Below are 15,819 nucleotides of genomic sequence, written 5' to 3'. Positions count from 1 at the left end.
CGGCCTGCGCGGAGGGTGGCCCCGAGGGAAGGAGTCATGCATGAGAGTCATGCTCAGGGCCCACTTCGACACGGCTGCCGCCAATGAGGGCATCAAGAGCGGCGCCCTGCCCCAGGCGCTGAAGAAGCTGATGGACACAGTCAAGCCGGAGTCGGCCTACTTCGGGCTGCAGGAGGGCGTACGGTCCTGCTGGTTGGTCTTCGACGTCCAGGACAGCACGCAGATGCCGTCGGTGACCTGGGAACTGTTCCAGTTCAACGCCGAGATCGAGGTCGGTCCCGTCATGACCGCCGAGGGCATGGCGAAGGCTCTGGGGGCGTTGCAGTCTTCGTAACTGCGGTGGCAGGGGCGGGGAGCCGAACCGCACCTGCCCGGCGGCCGCCACCGCCAGGACGGCGGAGGCGGCGGGCGCCGCGCACGAGATGGCCAACGCCGCCCGGTACCCGTACGCCTCCGCCGGCGGCCCCGCAACCGCCGCTGCCGCCGCCTGGCCGAGGATCAGTCAGGCGGCCCCCTGCATCACGGCCATCGTGAACAGCAGGACCAGCCCCGGCGACCACAGCTGGCGCTGGACCGTACGTCCGTGGCCGCCTTGGGGCCCGGCGCGGTCGGATGCACCGCGAACAGGGCGACCTCGCCTGACCGGGTACGTCACCGCCCGGCCGGGTACGTCACCGCGCGCCGAGGACGCCGCCGCGGGCCAGCCGGGCGTACCAGCGGGCACTGGAGCGCGGGGTGCGGGCCTGGGTCTCGTAGTCCACGTGGACGATGCCGAAGCGCTTGCTGTAGCCGTAGGCCCACTCGAAGTTGTCCAGCAGCGACCAGAGGAAGTAGCCCTTCACCGGGGCGCCGTCCGCCAGGGCGCGGTGGAGGGCGGACAGGTGGGCCTCCAGATAGCGGATGCGCTCGGGATCGTGCACGTCCGGGGCGTACGCGGCTCCGTTCTCGGTGACCAGCAGCGGCAGGCCGGGTGCCTCCCCGGTGAAGCGCATCAGCAGGTCGTACAGGCCCGTCGGGTCGATCGACCAGCCCATGTCGGTCCGCTCGCCCGGGGGCTGGTGGAAGGCCACCGCGTCGGCGCCGGGCCAGGGGGAGTGCTCGGCGGCCCCGTGGCCGTCGGCGCGCGGGCCGCTCCCGCCGGGGGCGGCCGAAACCACGGCCGGGGTGTAGTAGTTCACGCCGAGGAAGTCCAGCGGCTGGTGGATCAGCGCTTCGTCGCCGGGGCGGACGAAGGACCAGTCCGTCACGGCGGCGGTGTCCGAGAGCAGATCCTGCGGGTACGCCCCGTGCAGCAGCGGCCCGGTGAAGATCCTGTTGGCCAGGGCGTCGATCCGGCGCCGGGCGTCCAGGTCGGCCGCCGAGCCGGTCAGCGGCCGGACCGCGCTCGCGTTGAGCGCGATCCCGGTCCGCGCCGAGGCGGGCAGGGCGGCGGCGGCCAGCCCGTGCGCCAGGTTGAGGTGGTGGGCGGCGCGCAGCGAGTCGGCGGCGGAGGTCCGGCCGGGGGCGTGCACCCCGGAGGCGTAACCGAGGAACGCGCTGCACCAGGGCTCGTTGAGGGTGGTCCACAGCTCCACCCGGTCGCCCAGGGTCTTCGCGACCTGCTCGGCGTACCCGGCGAAGGCGTACGCCGTCTCCCGCTCCGGCCAGCCCCCCGCGCTCTCCAGCTCCTGCGGCAGGTCCCAGTGGTACAGGGTCACGCACGGCTGGATCCCGTACGAGAGCAGCTCGTCGACGAGCGCGTCGTAGAAGCCGATCCCGCCGGAGAGCACGCGGGGCCAGGACACCGAGAACCGGTACGCCCCGAGCCCCAGGCCGGCCATCAGCCGGACGTCCTCCCGCCACAGCCGGTGGTGGTCCACGGCCACCTCGCCCGTGTGGCCGCCGTACACCTTGCCGGGTGTACGGCAGAAGGTGTCCCAGATGGAAGGGCCGCGCAGCCCGGCGGCGCCCTCGATCTGGAAGGCCGCCGTGGCCGTGCCCCAGAGGAAGTCCGCCGGGAACCGAATATCCGTCATCCTTTGACCGCTCCCTGCATGATGCCGCCGACGATCTGGCGGCCGAAGACGAGGAACACCAGCAGCAGCGGGAGCGTGCCCAGCAGCGCACCCGCCATGATCACCGACTGGTCGGGGACGTAGCCCCGGCCCAGCCCGGTCAGGGCCACCTGCACCGTCGGGCTGCCGTTCTGGGTCAGCGCGACGATCGGCCAGAAGAAGTCGTTCCAGGCCATGACGAAGGTCAGCATGGCCAGCACCGCCATCGCCGGCCGGGCCGCCGGGAACACCACGTGCCACACGATCCGCAGCGAGCTCGCGCCGTCCGTGCGCGCCGCCTCCACCAGCTCCGACGGCAGCGCCTGGGCCAGGTACTGCCGCATGAAGAAGACCCCGAAGGCGGAGACCAGGGTCGGCAGGATCACCGCCTGGAGCCGGTCGGTCCAGGACAGCTGGGCGATCAGCATGTACAGCGGGACCACGCTCAGCTGCGGCGGGATCAGCATCGTCCCGATCACCAGCGACATCAGCAGCCGGCGGCCGCGGAAGCGGAGCTTGGCGAAGGCGAAGCCCGCCAGGGTGGAGAAGACGACCGTCCCGGCCGCCACCGTGCCCGCCACGATCACCGTGTTCAGCAGGGCCGCGTCCATGTTCGCGTCGGTCCACGCGACCCGCAGGTTGCGGCCCAGGTTCCCGCCGAACCAGAACGGCGGCGGGGTCTGCGCCAGCCTCGTATTGCTGCGGGAGGCCGCGATCGCCGTCCACACCAGCGGGAAGAGCGAGCCGGCGGTGAACAGGACGAGCACCGCGTACGTGAGTCTGCCCGCGCGCAGGGATCTCATCGGGAGCCCTCCCGTCCGCGCAGCAGCCGCGCCGCGCCCGCGATGACCAGCAGGATCAGGAACATCGCCCAGGCGATGGCCGAGGCCCGCCCCAGGTGCAGGTTCACCCAGCCCTGCTCGTACAGGTACAGCCCGAGCGTCTGGAACTGGTGCTCCGAGCCGCCCGTCGCGCCCGCCCCGCCGTTGAAGAGCAGCGGCTCGCCGAACAGCTGGGTCGCCCCGATCGTCGACACCACACAGGTGAAGAAGATCGTCGGCCGCAGCGAGGGCACCGTCACGTGGAGGAACTGCTGCCACCGCGAGGCCCCGTCCAGCGCGGCGGACTCGTACAGCTCACCCGGCACGGCCTGCATGGCCGCCAGGTAGATCAGGGCGTTGTAGCCGGTCCACCGCCAGATCACGATGGTGGAGACCGCCAACTGGGAGGCGAAGGTGCCGTTCTGCCAGTCCACGGCCTCGAAACCGATCGTCGACAAGGCCCAGTTGACCATCCCGTAGTCCCGGCCGAAGAGCAGCACGAACACGAGCGTGGCCGCCGCCACCGAGGTCGCGTACGGGGTGAGCACCGCGACCCGGAAGAAGGCGGAGCCGCGCAGCTTGTAGTTGAGCAGGTGGGCCAGGCCGAGGGCGATCGCCAGCTGCGGCACCGTGGACAGCAGCCCGATCGTCACGGTGTTGCGCAGCGCGTTCCAGAAGAACTCGTCGTCCCACAGCCGGGTGAAGTTCCGCAGCCCCACCCACGTCATGGAGTCCGGATCGGTCAGCTCCACCTGGTGCAGCGCCGCCCAGCCCGTGTACAGCAGCGGGAACAGCCCGAAGGCGGCGAAGAAGAGGAAGAAGGGCGCCACGAAGGCGTACGGGCTCCAGCGCAGGTCCCAGCGGTAGCGGCGCGAGCGCCACACCTGGCCCCGGCCGCCCCCCTCGTCCCCCCGCACGGAGCGGGAGGACGAGGGGGACAGGACAGCCGTCTCGTCCGTCACCGGCGCCTCACTGGTCCAGGGCGTTGTCGATCGCCTTCACGGCTGCCTCCCAGCCCTCCTGCGGGCTGCGCCCCTTCTGGTCGACCTGGAGCATTCCGATGTCCGCCAGGTTCTGCGCGATCACCAGGTCCTTCGGACCGACCACCGTCACGGGCACCCCTTCGGCCGCCTTCGCGAAGATCTCGCCGATGGGGGCGCCGCCGAAGTACGCGTGCTGCGCGCCCGACACCGTCGGCAGCTTGTACGCGGCGCTCGCGCTCGGGAAACTGCCCCGCTTCTCGAAGAGCTTCGCCTGCTGCGCCGGAGCCGTCAGCCAGGCCGCCAGCTTCGCCGCCTCCTCGGTGTGCTTGCCCGCCTTCGGCACCACCAGGAACGAGCCGCCCCAGTTGCTCGGCTTCGGCGCCTGGGCCACGTCCCACTTGTCCTTGCCCGCCGGACCCGCCTTGTCCTGGATGTAGCCGAGCATCCAGGCCGGGCAGGAGACGGTCGCGAAGGAGCCGTTGGCGAAGCCCTGGTCCCAGGCCGGGGTGAACTGCTGGAGCTTGGCGCTCAGCCCCTCGGTGGAGAAGGAGGCCGCCAGGTCGAAGGCCCCGCGCACCGCCGGGTTGGTCTTGTAGACGACCTTGCCCTGGTCGTCGTAGAACCGCTGGGCGCTGCTCCCGGTCACCGCCGCCATCACGCCCGAGGCGGAGTCCACGAAGGCCTTCCCCTCGCCCGCCTTCGCCTTGTAGGCCTTGCCCGCTTCCAGGTACTTGTTCCAGTCGCCCGCCCACAGCGCCCCGACCGCCGCCCGGTCGCCCGGCAGCCCCGCCGCTTCGAAGAGGTCCTTGCGGTAGCAGATCCCCTGCGGCCCGATGTCGGTGCCGAGGCCGACCGTGGCCCCGCCCTTCGCCGCGCCCGCCGTGCCCTGCGCCCACTTCCACGGCAGGTACGAGGCCTTGTCCACCCCGGGCGCCTTGCCCAGGTCCACCAGCTTGTCGGCCTGGGTGGAGGTGATCTCGGCGATGTTGTTGACCTCGACGGCCTGGATGTCGGCGAGTCCGCTGCCGGTCCCCAGGTGGGTGAGGAGCTGGGGGTAGTAGTTCTCGTTGCGCTCGATCGAGGTCTGCTCGATCCGGATCCCGGGATTCTGCGCCATGTACTCGTCGTAGAGGCCGGCCTCCTGGAGGCCGAAGGCCCCGAACACCCCGACGGTGAGGGTGGTCTGTGCCTTGGCTCCTGCCGGGGCGCCCTTGTCCGGGCCCTCCTTCGGGTCCTGTGCGCATCCCGCGAGGAGCAGGACCGTCGCTCCCGCCGCCGTGACGGCCGTGGCGAGGGCTCTTCGGGTTCGGGTGTGGGCTCGCATGTGCATCCTCCCTGAAGGACGGAGACGTGCCGGTTGTCGTGTGTCACAGTGTGGGAGCGCTCCCACGGTCGTCAAGAGGTAGATTCACATCCGGGAGGAAGCCATGAACGGGCATGCGCGCGGTGGGGGACGGCCGACCCTTGAAGAGGTCGCGGCGCGCGCCGGGGTCGGGCGCGGCACGGTCTCCCGGGTGATCAACGGCTCTTCCAAGGTCAGCGAGCACACCAGGGCCGTCGTCGAGGCGGCCGTCGCGGAGCTGGGGTACGTGCCCAACCGCGCCGCCCGCGCCCTCGCGGCCAACCGCACCGACGCCGTCGCCCTGGTGATCCCCGAGCCGGAGGCCCGGTTCTTCGCCGAGCCGTACTTCTCGGACGTGGTCCGCGGGGTCGGCGCCGCGCTCGCCGAGACCGACGTCCAGCTGGTCCTCACGCTGGCCGGCAGCGAGCGCGAGCGCCGCCGCCTCGCCCAGTACCTGTCCGGGCACCGCGTCGACGGGGTGCTCCTCGTCTCCGTCCACGCCGGGGACCCGCTGCCCGAGCTGCTGGCCGAGCTCGGCATCCCGACGGTGATCAGCGGCCGCCGCTCCGCCGCCGAGAGCCTGCCCTCCGTGGACTCCGACAACCTGGCGGGCGCCGCCGAGGCCGTACGCCACCTGCTCGGACGGGGCCGCCGCGCGATCGCCACGATCACCGGGCCGCTGGACGTGTACGGGGCCCAGTGCCGCCTCGACGGCTACCGGCAGGCCCTGGCCGTCGCCGGGCACCCCGTCGACGAGACGCTGATCGCCGTCGGCGACTTCACCGAGGACGGCGGCCGCCGGGCCATGCGGGAGCTGCTGGAGCGCCGTCCCGCGCTGGACGCGGTCTTCGCGGCCTCGGACGTGATGGCGGCGGGCGCCCGGCGGGAGCTGCGCGCGGCCGGGCGCCGGATCCCGGAGGACGTGGCGCTGGTCGGCTTCGACGACTCCGTGGTGGCCCGGCACATGGACCCGCCGCTGACCAGCGTCCGGCAGCCGATCGAGGAGATGGGCCGGACCATGGCGCGGGTGCTGCTGGAGAGGATCTCGGGGGAGCCGGGGGGCCGGGCGGCGGCCGTCGTACTGCCGAACCGGCTGGTGGTCCGGGAATCGTCCTGAGCGTGCCCGGGAGGAAACGCAGGAGGCCCCGGTCCGCTTTCGCGGACCGGGGCCTCCTCGCAGGGTGAGTGACGGGACTTGAACCCGCGGCCACCTGGACCACAACCAGGTGCTCTACCAACTGAGCTACACCCACCATGTCCGGTCGGAGAACCGACCGGCCGAAGAAAAGGGTACAGGGTCCGGGAGGGTGCTCGCTCCCCCCTTTAGCCGCCCTCGCTCCGGGGAGGCTATTCGGCGGGCAGGACGTACTTGGCGGCGATGGCCCGAGCCGTGTCCGAATCGGGTCCGGGCTGCGGGACGAAGACCGCCTCCCGGTAGTAGCGCAGCTCGGCGATGGACTCCTTGATGTCCGCGAGCGCCCGGTGGTTGCCGTTCTTCGGGGGGCTGTTGAAGTACGCCCGCGGGTACCAGCGGCGCGCCAGCTCCTTGACCGAGGACACATCCACGATCCGGTAGTGCATGTAGCTCTCCAGCGCGGCCATGTCGCGCAGCAGGAAGCCGCGGTCGGTGCCGACCGAGTTTCCGCACAGCGGGGCCTTGCGGGGTTCCTTGACGTGTTCCCGTACGTACGCCAGGACCTGGGCCTCGGCATCCGCGAGGGTGGTCCCGCCGGCCAGCTCGTCGAGCAGTCCGGAGGCGGTGTGCATCTCGCGCACCACGTCGGGCATGGTCTCCAGCGCGGCGTCCGGCGGGCGGATCACGATGTCCACGCCTTCGCCGAGCACGTTGAGCTCCGAGTCGGTGACCAGTGCGGCCACCTCGATAAGTGCGTCGTCCGTCAACGAGAGCCCGGTCATCTCGCAGTCGATCCACACCATGCGATCGTTCATGTGTCCCACCTTATGCGGTTGTCCGGGGCCCGGACCGCCTATGCGGAACGTACGAGGGAGCTAAGAGGAGGTCCCCCACCCGTGGTGACCGATGGAGGACCTCCTGTTGTCGTACCCGCCGTGAGGGTTGGAACTGCTGCTTTTCGACGGGCTGTGAGTGTGTTCTGGCATGTGTGAGTGAGCGTCTCGTCGGCAGGGGATGGGTTGGTGACGGGGTTGGAACGGGAGTTCTCGGATCGAATGGGCGACCTTCGCGGGTGGTGGTCGTTGGCCATGGGGACGGCTTTCGGCGGCTGAGGGGGTGCGAGGGTGGGCGGGTTGCGGGAGGTGTCGGCGCCGTTCGTCGCGCTCGGGCCCGCCGGTGTCGCGGTGCGGACCCGGCTGAAGAACCTCACAGCCCGCGATGAGGAGGTGCTGCGCCTGACGGGCGCGCACCTCGGTGCCCTGGCGTCCCGCGATCTCAAGGCGCGCTGCGCCGACGGGCTGGATCACTCCACGGACACGTGGGCGGCCCGCAAGCGGGAACTCACCGCCGTGTCGTCGTCGCGGTGGGCGGGGTCGGTCACCAAAGCGTCGCATGACCAGTGGGCGCTGGCCCGGCGTGGCCAGACGGCGCACATCCAGAACCTGGAAGCCGGGATCCGGACGATCACGCACCGGCTGGCGCTGCCGGTTGGGGAGAAGGGCTCCAAGCGTGCACCGGGCGGTTACGGGAGCAAGTGGGAATGGTTCGCGAAGGCCCGCCGCCTGCATGTGCTGGAAGACCGGCTGGCCCGTCTGCGGGCCGACCGCGAGGCCGGGCGGGTCCGGATCGTGCGGGGCGGCAAACGTATGCTGGGCACCCGGCTTCACCTCGATGCCGCCCAGCTCACCGAGACCGAGTGGCGCGAGCGGTGGGAAGCCGGACGCTGGTTCCTCCAGGCGGACGGGGAGTCGGGTAAGAGGTTTGGGAACGAGACGATCCGCGTCACGCCCGACGGCGAAGTGAGTATCAAGCTGCCGGTCCCGCTCGCAGGTCTGGCCAACGCTGAGCATGGCCGGTACGTCCTGGCCTGCCGTGTCGCGTTTCCGCACCGGGGCGCGGAGTGGGCCGACCGTGTGGAAGCGAACCGGGCCGTCGGCTACCGCATCCACTGCGACACGGACCGGGGCCGTTGGTATCTGACCGCCTCCTGGCAATACCCGCCGACGCAGACCATCCCGCTCGAAGCGGCCCTTGCGCAGGGTGTGATCGGTGTCGACACCAACGCCGACCACCTCGCCGCCTGGCGCCTCGACACCCACGGCAACCCCGTTGGGCAGCCGCGTCGCTTCTTCTACGACCTCAGCGGGCCGGCGGATCATCGTGATGCCCAGGTCCGGCACGCCCTGACCCGGCTGCTGCACTGGGCCCGCACCTGCGGCATCGCGGCGATCGCCGTCGAGGACCTGGACTTCGGAGCGGAGAAGACGCGGGAGAAGCACGGCCGCAAGCGCCGCTTCCGCCAGTTGATCTCCGGCATGCCCACCGGGAAGTTGCGCGCCCGCTTGTCCTCCATGGCCGACCAGACCGGCATCACGGTCATCGCCGTCGACCCTGCCTACACCAGCAAGTGGGGAGCCCAGCACTGGCAGAAGCCCCTCACCACCAAGACTCGCAAGGCCACCCGTCACGATGCGGCGAGCATCGCGATCGGCAGGCGCGCCCAAGGGCACCCGATCCGGCGACGGACGGCACCGCCCCACGACGACCAGAGTGATCGTCGTGGGCATCGGACCGTCCAGGCCCGACCGGGCTCCCTCGGGCGTGAGGAACCCCGCCCCCGCATCCCCGGACCACGCACACGATGCGTGTCACCGGACGCGGAGCGAACGCGGGTGACCAGGACACCCAAAACCGTTCGGGATGTCCGCAGTGAGCAGGAATGGGTCCAAGACTCACTCCTGCTCACTGAATAAGGAACGGTTACGCGTGTTCCCGCAGGACCCGGCCCGGGGCGTACAGCTCCGTCACCGTCGGGCCCGCCGCGGCCAGGGCCGCCGCCGCCCGCTGGGGCTGCGGAGTGCGCTGGTGCGGGACCGGGCTCTCCGAGAGCTGGGACACCTGAGCCACGTCGGCCTGTGGCCGCCGTGCCCGGTAGGCGGAGCGGTAGGCGGCCGGGGAAGACCCCAGCTGCCGCCGGAAGTGCCCGCGAAGGGCGACCGGCGACCGGAACCCGCAGCGCCCGGCGACCTCGTCGACCGAGTAGTCGGAGGTCTCCAGCAGCCGCTGTGCCTGGAGCACCCGCTGGGTGATCAGCCACTGGAGCGGCGCGCTGCCGGTCAGCGAGCGGAACCGGCGGTCGAAGGTGCGCCTGCTCATGTAGGCGCGGGCCGCCAGGGTCTCCACGTCGAACTGCTCGTGGAGGTGTTCCAGCGCCCAGGCGACGACCTCGGCCAGCGGGTCGGCGCCGATCTCCTCCGGCAGCGACCGGTCGAGATAGCGCTCCTGGCCGCCCGTACGGCGCGGCGGTACGACGAGCCGGCGGGCCAGAGCCCCGGCCGCCTCACTGCCGTGGTCCGTGCGCACGATGTGCAGGCAGAGGTCGATTCCGGCCGCCGTGCCCGCGGACGTGAGCACGTCGCCGTCGTCGACGAACAGTTCGCGCGGATCGACATGGACGGACGGGTACCGCTTGGCCAGCGTCGGCGCGTACATCCAGTGCGTCGTCGCGGGCCGGCCGTCCAGCAGACCGGCGGCGGCGAGCACGAAGGCTCCCGTGCACAGTCCGACGATCCGGGCTCCCTCCTCGTGCGCCAGACGCAGTGCGTCGAGCGCCTCGGGGGGCGGTGGTGAAGTGATGGAACGCCATGCGGGCACGACGACCGTGCCTGCCCGGGCGATCGCCTCCAACCCGTACGGCGCGGTCAGTTCGAGTCCGCCGGTGGTCCTGAGCGGACCGTCCTCACCGGCGCACACGAGCAATCGGTAGCGTGGAACTCCCGCGTCCTGCCGGTCAATGCCGAACACGGAAAGTGGAATGGAGCTCTCGAAGATCGGTCCGCCGCTGAAGAGCAGCACCGCGACGATCTCCCTGCGGCGACGCCCCGCGAGCTTCCGGCCGGCGTCCGCGACGACGGCGGTGGAATCCTGGCTCATGGCGCTAAGCCCCCCTTGGGTGTCGCGACTCCTTGGTCTGGTCGCACCTGCACGTTTCCCCTCGGCCTTGCACGTGGATCCCCCGCCGTAAATACATGATCGAATCTACTGCGTCCCGTGGTGTCGGCGTGACAAGTTCAGCACGCAGCGCTATGTCGACTTCTCAACTTGGCGAAAAGCATTCGATCAGGAACGGTTCCGCTCCGCTACCTGCCGGAGGGCCATTCCGTCCGGTCGTGGCCAGTACCCGTAGGGTCGCCACGCCCCCCGGCGTCTGTCGTCGCTGGTGGTAGGGGGGTTGGGGTGACATTCCGGCAAGGGGGGCACCCTGTCGGGAAGTTGGCTGAAAACATGCGGGTGTGGGTGTGCGAATGAGTCAGTCGTGCGGGGACAGGCGCTCGGAGCCGCCGCAGACCCGGTGAGTCCCGGACCCGCCGCGCGAGTGGCGGCCCCGGTGGCCGGACGGAAGGCGCTCCTCCGCCCGGATCCGGGCCGTGGCCCGCTCCGTCCGCTCCGACCGGCGCAGCAGCGTCCGGCACGCGGCCGTGACGGCGAGCAGGCCGAGGGTGGCGACGGCCGCCCCGCCGAAGGAGGTCCCGTAGACGACGAGGACCACGGGAACCAGCAGGCAGCTGAAGGCGGCCCAGCGCACCACGTCACCCGCGGGGTCGTCGTGAGGGCGCCTCGCGGGGTGCACGGACGAGTGAAGAGGGGGGCGGGCGGGAGCGGGGTACTGCGGGACGGTGTCGGCGTAGTGGATGGACTGCGTCGGCTGAGCTGGCTGGACGGGGTGAACCGGATGGCCGGGCACGGCGTACTCCCTGCGGGCTCTTCCTGGACGGTCGGACGCATGCCCAACGCCGCCGGGTCGGGCTCGGTCACTGCGCGCACGGGTGGCGCCCGGGCCGAATGTCACTGGCTGTAGGGGACAGCGGCCATTGCCAAGGCGCGCTCGCTCCGGCATGCTCCCTGGGACGCTCTCCAAGGGCGGCAAGCCCTCTGCTGCCCTGTGCAGGACAGGAGTGTCGCCGTACCCTGGTGGGTAAGGGCTTGGGAAGATGCTTCCCGGACAGAGCTCCGTCACCCAGCGTCGCCGATTTCCGCCCCTGTTGCTTCCTCCAAGGACCTCTTCGCCGAGACACCCATGGCCGGTCACGAATTCTCCGAACCCGCGGACCGCAAGCGCAAACGCCTCGCCGACCGCGCGTCGGACGCCGATCTGCGCGCGGTGGAACAGACACGCCTTCCCTGCGATCCGGCCTTCCGGCACGGGGTCGTTGTGGGATTCGACGGATCCACGTCCAGTGAGCGCGCCCTCGCGTACGCGATCGGCATGGCCCGCCGCTCCGGATCCGGTCTGATCATCGTCCATGTCGCCAACCGGCTGCCCACCACCGTGTGGGCCGGCTGCGAGCCTCCCGTCTTCGTGGATGTCCCGGATCACCGCACCGAGGTGCTCGGGCTGGAACTCGCCTGCGCGGACTATCTGTCCGAGGTGCCGTGGATCCTGGTCGAGCGGGGCGGGGACATCTGCCACGAGCTGGAGGAGGTCGGCCGGGAGTACTCGGCCGACGCCATCGTCGTCGGCTCCACGCACGGGATCGTGGGGCGGATCTTCGGATCGGTGGCGGGCCGGCTGGCCAAGCGCGCACAGCGACCGGTCGTTGTCATTCCGTGACCGGTTGTTAAGCCGATTGTGCGGTTGTGCACCCGTGTAAAGGGTAGATAAATGCTGCTGGGACGCAGCAAACAACTGCAGATCGAAGGGAGCCCGCCGTGGACAATGGTGTCTCTGCGGGAAGCACGGCCTCGACTTCGACCCTCGGGCACATCGCCCTGGGTCTCACCCTTCTCGCGTTCGGTATCGGCCACACCGGTGTCATCGACGGCGTGACCGCTGCCAATTCCGTATCGCTCGCGACCTACGTCGGCGGTCTCGCCCTGTTCGTCCTCGGACTCCTCGAGTTCCGCGGCGGCAACGGGTTCAACGGCACGGCGTTCGCGGGCCTCGGCGCCTTCTGGTTCACCTGGGCCGCCGGAGCCGACGGAAAGGTTTCGGCAGACGCGGCCGGACTGTTCCTGATCCTGTTCGCCCTGCTCGGGCTCACCCTCACCATGGGTGCCTCGGGCGGACTGTTCGGACAGGGCGTGTACGGCCTGTTCACCCTCTCCCTGCTGCTCCTGGCGATAGGTGCCTTCGCCGACAGCGGCTCTCTGGGCAAGGCCGCCGGCTGGGTGGCCGCCGTAGCCGGCCTGCTGGCCTGGTACGGAGCCACCGCGGCGCTGGCGCACTGGCCGATGGCACTGGGCAGGGCCTCGGGACGCGGCGCGGTCGCCGCGGGCTGAACACCGTAAAAACAAGGACCCCCGTGCGCCGGGCGCACGGGGGTCCTCGTACATCACGTGACTACTCGACGGTGACGGACTTCGCCAGGTTGCGCGGCTTGTCGATGTCCCGGCCCATGGCCAGGGCCGTGTGGTACGCCAGCAGCTGGAGCGGGATGCCCATCAGGATCGGGTCCAGCTCGTCCTCGTTCTTCGGCACCACGATGGTGTGGTCCGCCTTCTCCTGCTCGCGGTGCGCGACCGCCAGGATCCGGCCGCTGCGGGCCTTGATCTCCTCCAGCGCCGCGCGGTTCTTCTCCAGCAGGTCGTCGTCCGGGACGATCGCGACCGTCGGCAGCGAGGGCTCGATCAGGGCGAGGGGACCGTGCTTGAGCTCGGAGGCCGGGTAGGCCTCGGCGTGGATGTAGGAGATCTCCTTGAGCTTCAGGGAGGCCTCCAGCGCCACCGGGTAGCCGCGCACCCGGCCGATGAACATCATCGACTTGGCCTCGGCGTACTCGGCCGCCAGCTTCTTGATGTCCTCTTCGCCGTCGAGGATCTCCTGGATCTGCGCGGGCAGCTTGCGCAGGCCCTCGATGATCCGCTTGCCGTCGGTGACCGACAGGTCCCGGATCCGGCCCAGGTGCACGGCGAGCAGCGCGAAGGCCACGACCGTGTTGGTGAAGCACTTGGTGGAGACGACGCAGACCTCGGGGCCGGCGTGCACGTACACGCCGCCGTCGGCCTCGCGGGCGATCGCCGAGCCGACCACGTTGACCACGCCGAGGACGCGGGCGCCCTTGCGCTTGAGCTCCTGCACGGCCGCGAGCACGTCGTACGTCTCACCGGACTGGGAGACCGCGATGTAGAGGGTGTCGGGGTCCACGACCGGGTTGCGGTAGCGGAACTCGGAGGCCGGCTCGGCGTCCGCGGGGATCCGGGCCATGCCCTCGATGAGGCCGGCGCCGATGAGGCCCGCGTGGTACGAGGTGCCGCAGCCCAGGATCTTGACCCGGCGGATGCCGCGCGCCTCGCGCGGGTCCAGGTTCAGGCCGCCCAGGTGCACGGTGTTGAAGCGGTCGTCGATCCGGCCGCGCAGCACGCGGTCGACCGCGTCGGGCTGCTCGGAGATCTCCTTGTGCATGTACGTGTCGTGGCCGCCCATGTCGTACGAGGCGGCCTCCCACTCCACGGTCTCCGGGGTGGCGGTCGTCGTCGTGCCGGAGGTCGTGTAGGTGCGGAAGTCGTCGGCCTTGAGGGTGGCCATCTCGCCGTCGCCGAGGGTGACGACCTGGCGGGTGTGGGCGACCAGCGCGGCGACGTCCGAGGCGACGAACATCTCCTTCTCGCCGATGCCCAGCACCACGGGGGAGCCGTTGCGGGCGACGACGATGCGGTCGGCGAAGTCGGAGTGCATGACGGCGATGCCGTAGGTGCCCTCGATGACCTTGAGCGCCTCGCGGACCTTCTCCTCCAGGGAGTCGGCCTGCGAGCGGGCGATCAGGTGGACGATGACCTCGGTGTCGGTCTCCGAGACGAAGACGACGCCCTCGCCCTCGAGCTTGGCGCGCAGCTCGGAGGCGTTGTCGACGATGCCGTTGTGGACGACGGCGACCTTGTTCTCCGGGTCCAGGTGCGGGTGGGAGTTGATGTCGCTCGGGGCGCCGTGCGTGGCCCAGCGGGTGTGGGCGATGCCGGTGGTGCCGGCGAAGCGCTTGGGGACGCGGGACTCCAGCTCGCGGACCCGGCCCTTGGCCTTGACCACCTTCAGGGCGGGGGCCTTCGGGGTGTTGACGACGATGCCCGCGGAGTCGTATCCGCGGTACTCCAGCCGCTGCAGGCCTTCCAGCAGCAGCGGTGCCACGTCACGCTTGCCGATGTAACCGACGATTCCACACATACGGTTCTGCCCCTCCTGAAGTTCGGTTCCTGTACTCGTCCGCGGCCGCGTGCGGCGGCCGGCGGCTCAGCCGTAGACGATGCGGCGCAGCTGCCGGAGCGAGAGCTCCGGAGGCGCCACGGCGCGGTGCGGCAGCTCGGCCGCGATCCGCTCGAAGATCTCCGCGTTCACCGCTCCGCCGGACTGCAGTTCCCGGTGGCGGCGGCGGACGAACTCCTCGGTCGTCTCGTCGAAGTACGCGAGCACGTCGAGTACCACCCGGGCTGCCTCGCCGCGCTGCAGCGCGGTGCTGCGCACCAGGTGGTCGACGAGGTCGTCATGTGACGGGCGGCGATCGAGCACCCGTAGATACTGGCGGGTGAATGCGCCGAATGCAAAAGATCCTGCCCGAATCCGGGCAGGATCCTTCTGGTACGGACCAGCGGAATGGATGGATCCGGTCAGAAACGCCGCAAAACGGCCTGCTTGGCCGCCGCGAACTCCTCGGCCGTGAGGATCCCCGTCTGATGCAGCTCGCCGAGCTCGCGCAGCCGGCGCAGGAGCGTGTCGTGGTCCGCCGCGGTCTCCTCCGGCGGCGCCCCGGCCGCACTGAGGGCGGCGACCGCGGCGGGAGCGCCATCGGCGGCGGCCGCCGCCGGGTGGGGCAGCCGCAGCGCCACGGCCGCCGCGACCAGCGCCATCACCGGGTCGTACTTGAAGCCGAAGAGCTCCACCGTGAAGGGGTCGTACTTGGGTGCGGCGGTGGACGGGACGCCCGCCGGGACGAAGCGCAGCCAGCCGTTGCTCAGCCCCTTCGACGGGGACCACTCCACCGTCCGGAGGTCGGCCACCTGGAAGCCGGTCGTCCCACCGGAACGCTTGGCCTCCTCGGCCGTCCAGTTCCACTCCAGGGTCACCCGGTCCCCGTCGAAGGCCACCTTCCCGTCGCCCGCGGCCACCGTGATCGGCACCGAGGGGCCCGGCAGCAGGTACTCCCGGGTGGGCCCGGCCTCCACCTGCTCCAGCAGCAGCGCGTTGCGCACCTCGTCCACGAAGTACTCCGCCACCCCGGTCCGGTCCTGCTCCACGGTCAGCCGGTACGGGTCGGACGCCTCCGGCAGGCGCCCGCCGGTCACCTGGAGCAGCGGGTCCGCGCCGTCCCGCAGCCGCAGGCGCAGCCGGCCCGCCTTGCGGCCCGGCTCGTAGGAGATCCCCGCGAGCGCGCGCAGCGGTACGGCCACCTCGCCCAGGGTCTGCCGCAAGAGGCCCACCCCCTTGTCGCGGCCCGGCACGATGCGCACCGTGTCCCCGTCGAAGGTCCAAGTGCCGTCCTTCTGGATGATTTCCGCCATCCGACGATTCTCGCAC

General features: G+C 70.9%; 15 protein-coding genes and 1 tRNA gene. 5 read left to right on the top strand and 11 right to left on the bottom strand.

Annotation, left to right across the window (positions count from 1 at the left end):
* The first annotated feature begins 40 nt into the window (after nt 1-40).
* On the top strand, nt 41-334 hold the full coding sequence (locus ACGFYQ_RS25940) for a hypothetical protein (RefSeq protein ID WP_393747768.1): 294 nt from the start codon (nt 41-43) through the stop codon (nt 332-334).
* A 337-nt stretch (nt 335-671) separates the two neighbouring features.
* On the opposite strand, the gene ACGFYQ_RS25935 is transcribed toward ACGFYQ_RS25940, so the two are convergent.
* The 4 genes from ACGFYQ_RS25935 to ACGFYQ_RS25920 are packed head-to-tail and all read right to left on the bottom strand — an operon-like array spanning nt 672 to nt 5,161.
* Nucleotides 672-2,015: a GH1 family beta-glucosidase gene (locus tag ACGFYQ_RS25935; RefSeq protein ID WP_393747766.1), complete on the bottom strand. Its 1,344-nt coding sequence runs from the start codon at nt 2,013-2,015 to the stop codon at nt 672-674.
* Nucleotides 2,012-2,836, bottom strand: coding sequence for a carbohydrate ABC transporter permease (locus ACGFYQ_RS25930; protein ID WP_393747764.1), 825 nt, complete (start codon nt 2,834-2,836; stop codon nt 2,012-2,014). The genes ACGFYQ_RS25935 and ACGFYQ_RS25930 overlap by 4 nt, the downstream gene beginning before the upstream one ends.
* Complete coding sequence (locus tag ACGFYQ_RS25925; RefSeq protein WP_393748092.1) at nt 2,833-3,771, bottom strand: carbohydrate ABC transporter permease; 939 nt, start codon at nt 3,769-3,771, stop codon at nt 2,833-2,835. The genes ACGFYQ_RS25930 and ACGFYQ_RS25925 overlap by 4 nt, the downstream gene beginning before the upstream one ends.
* Before the next feature lie 52 nt (nt 3,772-3,823).
* Nucleotides 3,824-5,161 (bottom strand): ABC transporter substrate-binding protein, encoded by a 1,338-nt coding sequence (locus tag ACGFYQ_RS25920; protein WP_393747762.1) that lies wholly within the window; start codon nt 5,159-5,161, stop codon nt 3,824-3,826.
* A 103-nt stretch (nt 5,162-5,264) separates the two neighbouring features.
* Here ACGFYQ_RS25920 and ACGFYQ_RS25915 point away from each other — a divergent pair, with 103 nt between their 5' ends.
* Complete coding sequence (locus tag ACGFYQ_RS25915; protein ID WP_393747760.1) at nt 5,265-6,296, top strand: LacI family DNA-binding transcriptional regulator; 1,032 nt, start codon at nt 5,265-5,267, stop codon at nt 6,294-6,296.
* 63 nt (nt 6,297-6,359) lie between these two features.
* On the opposite strand, the gene ACGFYQ_RS25910 is transcribed toward ACGFYQ_RS25915, so the two are convergent.
* A tRNA-His gene (locus ACGFYQ_RS25910) sits at nt 6,360-6,432 on the bottom strand.
* Nucleotides 6,433-6,526: 94 nt separating this feature from the next.
* Complete coding sequence (gene orn / locus ACGFYQ_RS25905; protein WP_393747758.1) at nt 6,527-7,129, bottom strand: oligoribonuclease; 603 nt, start codon at nt 7,127-7,129, stop codon at nt 6,527-6,529.
* Between the two features lie 309 nt (nt 7,130-7,438).
* Here orn and ACGFYQ_RS25900 point away from each other — a divergent pair, with 309 nt between their 5' ends.
* Nucleotides 7,439-9,067, top strand: a complete 1,629-nt coding sequence (locus ACGFYQ_RS25900) for an IS200/IS605 family accessory protein TnpB-related protein (protein WP_393747756.1) — start codon at nt 7,439-7,441, stop codon at nt 9,065-9,067.
* A gap of 7 nt (nt 9,068-9,074) precedes the next feature.
* Here the strand turns inward: ACGFYQ_RS25900 and ACGFYQ_RS25895 are convergent, their stop codons facing one another.
* Together ACGFYQ_RS25895 and ACGFYQ_RS25890 are read right to left on the bottom strand one after the other, a co-directional pair.
* Nucleotides 9,075-10,247 carry a helix-turn-helix domain-containing protein gene (locus tag ACGFYQ_RS25895; protein ID WP_069920377.1) on the bottom strand — a complete coding sequence of 391 codons (1,173 nt, stop codon included), beginning with the start codon at nt 10,245-10,247 and terminating at the stop codon, nt 9,075-9,077.
* 376 nt (nt 10,248-10,623) lie between these two features.
* On the bottom strand, nt 10,624-11,058 hold the full coding sequence (locus ACGFYQ_RS25890) for a hypothetical protein (protein ID WP_393747753.1): 435 nt from the start codon (nt 11,056-11,058) through the stop codon (nt 10,624-10,626).
* 333 nt (nt 11,059-11,391) lie between these two features.
* On the opposite strand from ACGFYQ_RS25890, the gene ACGFYQ_RS25885 reads away from it, so the two are divergent.
* Nucleotides 11,392-11,925, top strand: a complete 534-nt coding sequence (locus ACGFYQ_RS25885) for a universal stress protein (protein WP_393747751.1) — start codon at nt 11,392-11,394, stop codon at nt 11,923-11,925.
* Between the two features lie 98 nt (nt 11,926-12,023).
* Complete coding sequence (locus tag ACGFYQ_RS25880) at nt 12,024-12,593, top strand: GPR1/FUN34/YaaH family transporter (protein ID WP_393747749.1); 570 nt, start codon at nt 12,024-12,026, stop codon at nt 12,591-12,593.
* 61 nt (nt 12,594-12,654) lie between these two features.
* Here ACGFYQ_RS25880 and glmS read toward each other — a convergent pair whose 3' ends face one another.
* The 3 genes from glmS to ACGFYQ_RS25865 all read right to left on the bottom strand — a co-directional run bounded on the left by glmS (nt 12,655) and on the right by ACGFYQ_RS25865 (nt 15,803).
* Nucleotides 12,655-14,472: a glutamine--fructose-6-phosphate transaminase (isomerizing) gene (glmS, locus tag ACGFYQ_RS25875; RefSeq protein WP_393747747.1), complete on the bottom strand. Its 1,818-nt coding sequence runs from the start codon at nt 14,470-14,472 to the stop codon at nt 12,655-12,657.
* 66 nt (nt 14,473-14,538) lie between these two features.
* The gene (locus ACGFYQ_RS25870) at nt 14,539-14,814 is read right to left on the bottom strand and encodes a hypothetical protein (RefSeq protein WP_030008735.1); all 276 of its coding nucleotides are present in this window, start codon (nt 14,812-14,814) and stop codon (nt 14,539-14,541) included.
* 98 nt (nt 14,815-14,912) lie between these two features.
* Nucleotides 14,913-15,803, bottom strand: a complete 891-nt coding sequence (locus tag ACGFYQ_RS25865) for a DUF4429 domain-containing protein (protein WP_393747745.1) — start codon at nt 15,801-15,803, stop codon at nt 14,913-14,915.
* Between the last annotated feature and the right edge of the window lie 16 nt (nt 15,804-15,819).

The sequence above is a fragment of the Streptomyces sp. NPDC048258 genome (assembly GCF_043201995.1).
Taxonomy (GTDB): domain Bacteria; phylum Actinomycetota; class Actinomycetes; order Streptomycetales; family Streptomycetaceae; genus Streptomyces.
Note: the sequence above shows the minus strand (reverse complement) of the source record. Positions and strands in the feature narration are given on the sequence as shown.

What these genes read in the sequence shown, in the direction of transcription:
- ACGFYQ_RS25940 (WP_393747768.1), top strand. Translation starts at nt 41, where the DNA reads ATGAGAGTCATGCTCAGGGCCCACTTCGACACGGCTGCCGCCAATGAG.
- ACGFYQ_RS25935 (WP_393747766.1), bottom strand. Translation starts at nt 2,015, where the DNA reads ATGACGGATATTCGGTTCCCGGCGGACTTCCTCTGGGGCACGGCCACG.
- ACGFYQ_RS25930 (WP_393747764.1), bottom strand. Translation starts at nt 2,836, where the DNA reads ATGAGATCCCTGCGCGCGGGCAGACTCACGTACGCGGTGCTCGTCCTG.
- ACGFYQ_RS25920 (WP_393747762.1), bottom strand. Translation starts at nt 5,161, where the DNA reads ATGCGAGCCCACACCCGAACCCGAAGAGCCCTCGCCACGGCCGTCACG.
- ACGFYQ_RS25915 (WP_393747760.1), top strand. Translation starts at nt 5,265, where the DNA reads ATGAACGGGCATGCGCGCGGTGGGGGACGGCCGACCCTTGAAGAGGTC.
- orn (WP_393747758.1), bottom strand. Translation starts at nt 7,129, where the DNA reads ATGAACGATCGCATGGTGTGGATCGACTGCGAGATGACCGGGCTCTCG.
- ACGFYQ_RS25895 (WP_069920377.1), bottom strand. Translation starts at nt 10,247, where the DNA reads ATGAGCCAGGATTCCACCGCCGTCGTCGCGGACGCCGGCCGGAAGCTC.
- ACGFYQ_RS25885 (WP_393747751.1), top strand. Translation starts at nt 11,392, where the DNA reads ATGGCCGGTCACGAATTCTCCGAACCCGCGGACCGCAAGCGCAAACGC.
- glmS (WP_393747747.1), bottom strand. Translation starts at nt 14,472, where the DNA reads ATGTGTGGAATCGTCGGTTACATCGGCAAGCGTGACGTGGCACCGCTG.
- ACGFYQ_RS25865 (WP_393747745.1), bottom strand. Translation starts at nt 15,803, where the DNA reads ATGGCGGAAATCATCCAGAAGGACGGCACTTGGACCTTCGACGGGGAC.